Source organism: Luteolibacter algae (assembly GCF_042683045.1).
GTDB lineage: Bacteria > Verrucomicrobiota > Verrucomicrobiia > Verrucomicrobiales > Akkermansiaceae > Luteolibacter > Luteolibacter algae.
Window position 1 is genome coordinate 19596 of the sequence record NZ_JBHUIT010000024.1, and the last position, 7989, is coordinate 27584.

General features: G+C 51.1%; 8 protein-coding genes. All 8 read left to right on the forward strand.

All coding sequences use genetic code 11. The features are described from left to right. Positions 1-79: 79 nt before the first annotated feature. The 8 genes from ACFSSA_RS11275 to ACFSSA_RS11310 all read left to right on the forward strand — a co-directional run bounded on the left by ACFSSA_RS11275 (position 80) and on the right by ACFSSA_RS11310 (position 7962). Positions 80-1105 carry an L-rhamnose/proton symporter RhaT gene (locus ACFSSA_RS11275; protein ID WP_386820550.1) on the forward strand — a complete coding sequence of 342 codons (1026 nt, stop codon included), beginning with the start codon at positions 80-82 and terminating at the stop codon, positions 1103-1105. A gap of 41 nt (positions 1106-1146) precedes the next feature. Beyond that, entirely contained in the window at positions 1147-2292 is a 1146-nt protein-coding gene (locus ACFSSA_RS11280; RefSeq protein ID WP_386820551.1) for a mandelate racemase/muconate lactonizing enzyme family protein, read from the forward strand. A 4-nt stretch (positions 2293-2296) separates the two neighbouring features. After that, positions 2297-3697 (forward strand): aldehyde dehydrogenase family protein, encoded by a 1401-nt coding sequence (locus tag ACFSSA_RS11285; protein WP_386820552.1) that lies wholly within the window; start codon positions 2297-2299, stop codon positions 3695-3697. A 15-nt stretch (positions 3698-3712) separates the two neighbouring features. After that, the gene (locus ACFSSA_RS11290) at positions 3713-4036 is read left to right on the forward strand and encodes a hypothetical protein (RefSeq protein ID WP_386820553.1); all 324 of its coding nucleotides are present in this window, start codon (positions 3713-3715) and stop codon (positions 4034-4036) included. Continuing rightward, complete coding sequence (locus ACFSSA_RS11295; protein WP_386820554.1) at positions 4036-4677, forward strand: bifunctional 4-hydroxy-2-oxoglutarate aldolase/2-dehydro-3-deoxy-phosphogluconate aldolase; 642 nt, start codon at positions 4036-4038, stop codon at positions 4675-4677. Before ACFSSA_RS11290 ends, ACFSSA_RS11295 begins: the two co-directional genes overlap by 1 nt. A gap of 12 nt (positions 4678-4689) precedes the next feature. Further along, complete coding sequence (locus ACFSSA_RS11300; RefSeq protein WP_386820555.1) at positions 4690-5781, forward strand: sugar kinase; 1092 nt, start codon at positions 4690-4692, stop codon at positions 5779-5781. 241 nt (positions 5782-6022) lie between these two features. Beyond that, a complete protein-coding gene (locus ACFSSA_RS11305) occupies positions 6023-7333 on the forward strand; it encodes a family 16 glycosylhydrolase (protein WP_386820556.1) in 1311 nt (436 codons plus the stop codon). Positions 7334-7362: 29 nt separating this feature from the next. Next, positions 7363-7962, forward strand: a complete 600-nt coding sequence (locus tag ACFSSA_RS11310; RefSeq protein WP_386820557.1) for a sulfatase-like hydrolase/transferase — start codon at positions 7363-7365, stop codon at positions 7960-7962. Positions 7963-7989: the final 27 nt, after the last annotated feature.

Genomic DNA, 7989 nt, shown 5'->3' on the forward strand with positions numbered 1-7989 from the left:
CACGAGGTTTTTGGTGTTGTCCACCACTATGGCGGATGAAGTTTTTCCTTTCAAAAATCAAACCCAATAAGACCCCGCAATGAATGATTTGCTGTTGCCCATTTTTATCGTGATTATTGCCAGCGTATTTCAAGGCACTTTCGGCCTCGGAATGAAATACGTGAAGCCGATGGCATGGGAGGCGTGGTGGCTGGTTCATGCGACAGTTGCCATGGTGATTTTTCCTCTGGCATGGGCCTTGTTGGTCGTCCCGGATCTCGCCGGAGTGATTGCTCAGGCGCCACGGAACGAGCTGTTTACCGGAGCCCTTATGGGATTTCTCTGGGGGATCGGAGGTATTATGTTCGGGGTTTCCGTGGGATATATCGGGATGTCGCTCACCTATGGAATTGTCATGGGAAGTTGCTCGATCATCGGAGCTCTTATCCCGCTGGTGGCTCGATTCGAGTCCATCAATTCTGCTGCTCTTCCGTTCATCTTCGGCGGATTAATATTACTGGCCCTTGCAGTGGTTATCGTAACGATCGCGGGTCTCAAGCGTGACAAGATGCTGGCGGAGGCCGGACAGGAGATCCAAGGCATCGCGAAAGGAGCGGCTTTCCGTAAGGGTCTGATGATTGCCATCGCAAGCGGTGTGCTTTCGGCAATGCTGGCAGTCGGCTTCGATAACACCGCAGGTATCGGAAAAATCGCAGAGCGGGCAGGTGCTCTCGAAAGAAATACAGCTCTTGCCCGTTGGGTAGTGGTTCTAGCGGGGGCATACCTGATGAACTTCGGTTACGCGATGATTCTGCTCATCAAGAATAAGTCTTTCGGCTCATTCAAAATTCCAGGAATGTTCAGAGTTTTGAAATGGGCAATCATTGCCGGCCTGCTCTGGTTCGCAGCACTTGGAACCTACGGTCAGGGCGTTGCACTGATGGGAGAAATCGGGACGATGATCTGCTGGCCGGTTATGCTCGGGCTATCATTGATCGTTGGTAACGCCGTGGCAGTGATGACTGGTGAGTGGAAAGGTGTGACTGGCCCACTGAAGCTGATGTCCGCAGGTGTGGGTGTGATCATTATTGCCACCGTTCTGATGACCTACGCGTCAACCCTTTGAACCCGGAGCATAGTTCCATCAAAGTTAAGAATTTAAAAACGATGATACGATCCATCCGAACATACCGCCTACAACATAAACTAGAGGAATCATTTGGCTTTTCCCAATGGCATTACGATACCCGGAACGCACTTCTGGTGGAGATAGTAGATGACTCCGGTGCCATTGGCTGGGGAGAATGCTATGGGCCGGCCGAAGTCACGCAGTCAGCGATCCAGTCTTTTTACGCACCACTTTTGATTGGCTGGGATCCATTGAAAAACGAGGCGGCGTGGCAACATTGCTGGCGCGCTTCTTTGGATTTTTCACGCAAGGGAATCATGATGGGAGCGATGTCCGGTATCGATATGGCAATGCTGGATTTAAAAGGAAAACTGCTGAATGTGTCAGTCTCGGAGCTAATGGGCGGGCGGTTGCGCGATGAAGTCGCATCCTACGCGACCGGAATGTATTTCCGGAAAGTCTCCGAGGAGAACCTTCTCCAAATGATATTGGAAGAAGCTGGAAGCTATGTGGATCAAGGCTTCCGCGCTCTTAAGATCAAAGTAGGAAAAAATATCGATTTCGATAAAAAGCAGATCCGCGCTATGCGCGATCGGTTTCCCGACGTGCGTTTGATGGCGGATTCGAATCACGCGTATGACTTATGTGAGGCTGTGGAAATCGGCCGGGTCCTTGATGAGTGCAAATACGCGTGGTTCGAGGAGCCTCTATCGCCACAGCATCAGGGCCTTTTCCGGCAGCTTGCTGATAAAGTGGACGTGCCCATAGCTACCGGTGAATGCGAGCAAACCCGCTGGGGCTTCCAGGATCTCCTTTGCAAAGGTGGAGTTCACATCGCCCAGCCGGATCTTGCCTATTGCGGGGGGCCGACGGAAGCTTTGAAAATCCGCGCCATCGCCTCCTCCCACGGTATCAATACGATCGCCCACGCATGGGGAACGATGCTGAATCTGGCCTCTGCAACACATTTCCTGGCCACCAACTATATCGAGCCGGGACGGGCTGAATACTGTGAACCGCTTCTTGAAGTCGACCGGACGCCCAATCCTATGCGGGACGAAATGTATAAAGTAGGATTGGAAATAAGGGACGGGGTCGCGATTGTCCCTACCGCGCCGGGCTTGGGAGTCGAGCCGGACCGGGCGGCAATGAAACAATTTTGTGTCCAAGAAACAGAAAGATAAATTTATGGCTGACAAACTATTCCCAATGCTGATCAACGGAAAATCCGTCACCACGGACAAGTCGATTGATGTCATTAATCCATCCACGGGCGAGGTGATTGGACAGGTTCCCGATTTATCCGAATCACAGGTGGCAGACTGCCTTAGGGCCGCTAGAGAAGGGTTCAAGCAGTGGTCGGGGAAAACCCCGGGCGAGCGGAAAACCATCATCCTCCGGTATGCGGATATCCTTGAGGAAAACAAAGAACGCCTGGTGTCTCTATTGATTGAAGAAACTGGGAAACCCCGCGACAACGCCGAGTATGATTTTGGTATGTTGACGACGTGTCTGCGTTTTTTTGTGGAGGAAGCAGAGCGATTGGAGCAGCCTGTTCTTCACGATCCGGACGGTCGTTTTCTTCACTATGTCCAGCGTCAGCCTCTGGGAGTAGTTGTAGGTTTCCTCGCCTGGAATTTCCCCCTCCTGAATGTCGGCTACAAACTTGGGCCAGTGCTCGCGTCCGGCTGCAGCGTAATTCTCAAGCCGTCTACCCTGACACCGTTGGCTTCGCTGGAAGTCGCGCATTTGGCAAGTGCGGCAGGTATCCCGGACGGAGTGATAAACATGGTAACCTGTGACAATCACGAGGTGCCCAAGGGCTTCCTGAGTAGTGATATCCCAGAATTGGTCACCATGATTGGTTCCACACGGGGAGGGCTGGAGGTGATGAATTCCTCCTGCACCAGCATCAAACACTTTTCAGTCGAATTAGGTGGAAATGCCCCGGTGCTGGTCTACGCGGATGCTGATATCGAGGCAGCGGCGAACAAGATCATCGATCTTAAATTCGCCAATACCGGGCAGGTCTGTGTCTCGCCGAACCGTTGCTTTGTCCATGAATCGGTCTATGAAAAGTTTATCGACTACGCTAAGAAGCGTGCTACGGACATCGTAATGGGCCCGATGATCTCAGATAAGGAGCGGCAACGTGTATTGGGATTGATTGATGCCGCAAAAGTATCCGGAGCCCAAGTGATCTGCGGAGGCAAGGCTGTCGATGGCCCTGGCTATTTCATGGAGCCGACTATTCTGAGCGATGTTCGTAGGGATATGAAAACTTCCTGCGAAGAGATCTTCGGGCCCGTGCTTCCAGTGCTTTCCTTCTCTGATACAGATGATGAAATAGCGCTAGCCAATGATACCGAATACGGCCTTGCTGCCTACGTCTTCACCACCAGCCTTTCCGTTGGATTACGGGCGGCCCGTGATATCCAGGCAGGCAGTGTTTGTGTGAATGAGCCGCATTATTCAGTTCAGCTTCCCCATGGTGGGCTCAAGCAGAGCGGCATTGGCAAGGACTGTTCGAAATACAGCCTGGAGGAATATCTGACACTGAAACGGATCTCCATCCTCATCGATAAATAACTAAATCAACGAATTATGAATTATCCATTCAGCCACATCGGCATTCCCACGACGGATGACAAAAACTGGGACGGTTATTATGAAGCCGGTAGGATTCATTTTACTGATTTCAGCAAAGATGAATTCCTCGTCGAGTGGGTAAAATTCGATCCAGACAGCCCTATGCCTGAAATGATGCGGACAATTCCACACGTAGCCTACCGGGTAGAGGATATGGAGGAGGCTCTCCGGGATCGCGAGATCCTAGTGGAGACCTTTTCTCCGGGAGAGGGAGTGCGGGTGGCATTTATCATCCATAATGGCAGCCCGGTGGAATTCATGGAGATCAAGGAAAGCTGATGTTATTTCCAACCAATCTAATCGACCGGATGAAAAACACCGGTATTGTCGCTGGATTCTCAATCGATAAAATCGAGCATGCCGTTCCATTGGCGGAGGCACTGCTTGCCGGTGGAATCGATGTGATCGAGCTGACTTTGCGGACCCCCCAGGGGATTGAAGCGGTGCGAGCGATCAGCTCCGAGGTGAATGGGATGCTCGTCGGAGTAGGGACCATTCTTACTCCCGGGCAAGTGACAGCCGTCAAGTCCGCAGGTGGCCACTTCGGCGTTTCACCAGGATGCAATCCCGCGGTGATCCGGGCCGCCAGCGAAACCGGGCTACCGTTCGCTCCGGGGATCGCCACTCCCTCCGAGCTGGAGACGGCAATCGGCCTCGGTTGCCGCTTCGTGAAGTTTTTCCCGGCCGAGGCATTGGGTGGAGTCTCGTATCTCCGCAGTATGAAGGCTCCATATCAACATCTGGGAATCGAATATTTCCCGCTGGGTGGATTGAACGCCGGTAACATGATGGAATACCTCAAAGAGGATGACGTTCCTGCCATTGGCGGTTCTTGGATTGTGAAAAATGATTTGGTCTTAGATGAAAACTGGGAAGCGATTACCCTGCGGGCAAAAGCAGTTCGCGAAGCGTTGAAATAGAGAATTTTAAGTATGAGCAAAATTGTTGTTACATTTGGTGAGATTATGGGCCGCCTCGCAGCTCCGGAAAATCTGCGTCTGCGACAGACACGTGAACTGGAGGTGACTTATGCGGGTGCCGAAGCTAGTGTTGCTGCGTCCATTTGCAATTTCGGAGGGGAGGCCAGATACGTTACGGCCCTCCCGAAACACGCTTTGGCTGATGCTACCATGGACTCGATCCGCGCCGTCGGCATAGATACGGAGTTTGTCCTGCGCACGGATCGCGGTCGGTTGGGATTGTATTTTTTGGAAACGGGAGCAAATCAACGACCTAGTCATGTCATCTATGACAGGGCGGATTCTGCGATCGCGATCACTCCCGCAGAGAATTATGACTGGGAGGCAATTTTCGATGGAGCGTGTTGGCTTCATCTCAGCGGCATCACTCCGGCGTTATCTGAAATTGCGGCAAACGCGACTCTTGTAGCCGCTCGAGAAGCCAAAGATGCGGGTGCCATGGTTTCGATCGATCTGAATTTCCGCGGAAAACTTTGGAATTGGGATAAAGCGAAAAGCTCCAGGGAGTTAGCGCAGGACACCATGCGAAAAATTCTACCTTTCGTTGATGTGGTTATCGCCAATGAGGAAGACTGCCATGATGTATTGGGAATCCAGGCTGGCGATACGGACGTTCATTCCGGATCTCTTGATACCTCACGATATCCGGATGTTGCCAGACAGGTGGTCAAACAGTTTCCGAACATTGGCAAGGTGGCGATCACGCTGCGGGAGAGTTTTTCCGCCAGCCACAACAACTGGGGAGCAATGCTATATGAGGCTTCTTCCGATACCGCGTTTTTTGCGCCGCTTGATGTCGAAGGGGTTTACTGCTCCTACGAAATAAAAAACATCGTGGATCGGGTGGGTGGGGGAGATTCCTTTGCCGGAGGCCTGATCTACGCACTAATCACGGACGGGTTGAGCACCCCTCAAATCGCTGTGAATTATGCGGTAGCAGCCTCTTGCCTCAAGCATTCCATCAAAGGCGATTTCAACTTTTCAACACGCGGTGAAGTCGAAGCCCTTATGGGCGGATCCGCTTCCGGGCGTGTCGTGAGGTAGAATCTGCTAACTTTCGAAATAAAACGGCTGAGTGCTTGGTCGTCGAGGGTTCGGTGAAAGTCGCGGAACGGGAATCAATGCCTTGTTTGATTTGTAAAATCCGCCATATTTATTGGATAATATTCCAAAACTTCTTCACAGCATTTGAAGTATTGTTTGGAACCCTCGGCAATGTTTTCCACTCTCTCGCCAAAATTCCGGAAGAGCCGGAAAGCTTACCTTTACGCCTTTACCTTAACCAATGAAATTAAATCCCCTTCTTGTTTTACCCTGCCTTTCGATCTCCACAGCGATGGCCGGAGAAATTCTACCATATACAGATCCGGGGAACGACGGTGGTTGGAAACTTAATGAAAAGGTAAGTGACGAGTTCGAAGGCGACGCCCTGGATATGGAGAAATGGCTCAACCTTGGACTCGATGGAAATTATCACGGGGAATGGAAAGGTAGAGCTCCCTCGCAATTCAATCCTGCAAATGTGAGCCTCCGGGATGGCAAGCTAGTGATCGCTTCCCGGTGGGATCCCGGGTTTGAATTCAGCGATTCGAAGTTCAACAACGGTTTTCATTACGGTAAACCGGCACCGGTTACCACCGGCAGCATCATTTCGAGGCACAAGTTCAAATACGGCTACATGGAAATGCGCTGCAAGGCAGCCGACGGCCCGGTTTCCAGTTCCTTTTGGAGCACCGGCCCGGGAGGTGAGATAGATGTGTTCGAACACTTCGGAGCCAATCCGGAGAAACCACATTCGGAGAAACGTTTTCATACATCATTTCATGATTGGCGAAAAGGCTCCCAAACCTTTGGCAAGAGAATCTGGACCAATGACCATATGCTCGATTTCCGGGTGGCCGATGATTTCCATATCTACGGACTCGAATGGGCGGAGGATTTCCTGAAAATTTTCGTCGATGGCCGGCTTGTCAATTGTGTCACCAAGGACGAACTGGGAGATAAATGGGTAGCGACTTCGGAGCAGAAAATTTGGATCGATTGTGAAACGTTTGATTGGGAGATCAAACCCTCCGCATTAAAAGAAAGCGATTTCGATGAGAATGTGGAATTTATCGTCGATTACTGCAGGATCTGGCAACGCGAGGGAGAAGCCAGCGGGTGCGAGGAACGGGAAAATCTTGTTTCCAACGAAAGCTTTGAAAAGGGGATGGATTCCTGGTCTGGTGCTGCGGAGATTGTTTCCGGCAAGTCCAGGGCAGGTGACTCTTCAGCACTCCTGAAAAAGGATGCCAGGATAGAGCAAACGATCAAGGTCCGGCCGAATACGACCTATATGCTTTCCGCATGGGTTGCATCCCCTGCGGAGAATCAGGCAAACGTCTGGATTGCAGGTCGACTAGGTGCGAACGGATTCGGCAAGGACGAATCCTCCACAACCTTTATTTTCCCTTATTACCAAGAGAAGAGCCTGCAAATAAAAACTGGGCAAGATACCGAAACCATCTCGGTATTTTTTGAAAACAAAAGCAAAAATGGCAGTGTGATCGTGGATCAAATAACACTAACCGAAGCTCCTGATCTATCAGCCAAATGAACCATTCCAACCGATAGGAAAAGATCTGTATGAAATTTCTAAACCACGTTTTTCTAATTATTGCCGGCTCATTGGTTTGCCCAATTACGGCCTCGGCGGACGACGCTCCACGCCCAAATATCATCTTGATTCTGGCTGATGACCTCGGTTACTCGGATGTGGGCTTTAACGGTGCCCGGGATATTCTCACCCCGAATCTTGATGCCTTGGCCTCAGGGGGAACGATCTGCACATCGGCTTATGCGGTGCATCCTTTTTGTGGACCGAGTCGCATGGGGTTACTTTCGGGGAGATATCCCCATGAATATGGAGGCTCCTACAATCTCCCGGACTACAGCTCCGGGAACTATCGTGAGCATGGAATCCCCGCCAGCGAAACTCTCATCAGCACAGTCCTCAAGGACGCCGGATATTCCACTGGTCTGATGGGTAAATGGCATCTTGGACATCAGAAGCAGTATCATCCAAACGTCAGAGGTTTCGACGATTTTTATGGATTTCTTGGTGGTGGGTTACTGTATTTCGGCCCCTATCAAGCGAACAATGAACAGGGTAAGGTCTGGGACTACAAAGTTTATCCGGAGCATAATGGTGGCCTGACCCCAGAAAATCGGACAGCTCCTTTTTAGAGTTCTTGTGGTAAAACCACTGAAACA

Excerpts from the sequence above, each read along its gene's own strand:
- ACFSSA_RS11295 (WP_386820554.1), top strand. The coding sequence starts at position 4,036 with ATGTTATTTCCAACCAATCTAATCGACCGGATGAAAAACACCGGTATT.
- ACFSSA_RS11300 (WP_386820555.1), top strand. The coding sequence starts at position 4,690 with ATGAGCAAAATTGTTGTTACATTTGGTGAGATTATGGGCCGCCTCGCA.
- ACFSSA_RS11290 (WP_386820553.1), top strand. The coding sequence starts at position 3,713 with ATGAATTATCCATTCAGCCACATCGGCATTCCCACGACGGATGACAAA.
- ACFSSA_RS11280 (WP_386820551.1), top strand. The coding sequence starts at position 1,147 with ATGATACGATCCATCCGAACATACCGCCTACAACATAAACTAGAGGAA.
- ACFSSA_RS11275 (WP_386820550.1), top strand. The coding sequence starts at position 80 with ATGAATGATTTGCTGTTGCCCATTTTTATCGTGATTATTGCCAGCGTA.
- ACFSSA_RS11305 (WP_386820556.1), top strand. The coding sequence starts at position 6,023 with ATGAAATTAAATCCCCTTCTTGTTTTACCCTGCCTTTCGATCTCCACA.
- ACFSSA_RS11310 (WP_386820557.1), top strand. The coding sequence starts at position 7,363 with ATGAAATTTCTAAACCACGTTTTTCTAATTATTGCCGGCTCATTGGTT.
- ACFSSA_RS11285 (WP_386820552.1), top strand. The coding sequence starts at position 2,297 with ATGGCTGACAAACTATTCCCAATGCTGATCAACGGAAAATCCGTCACC.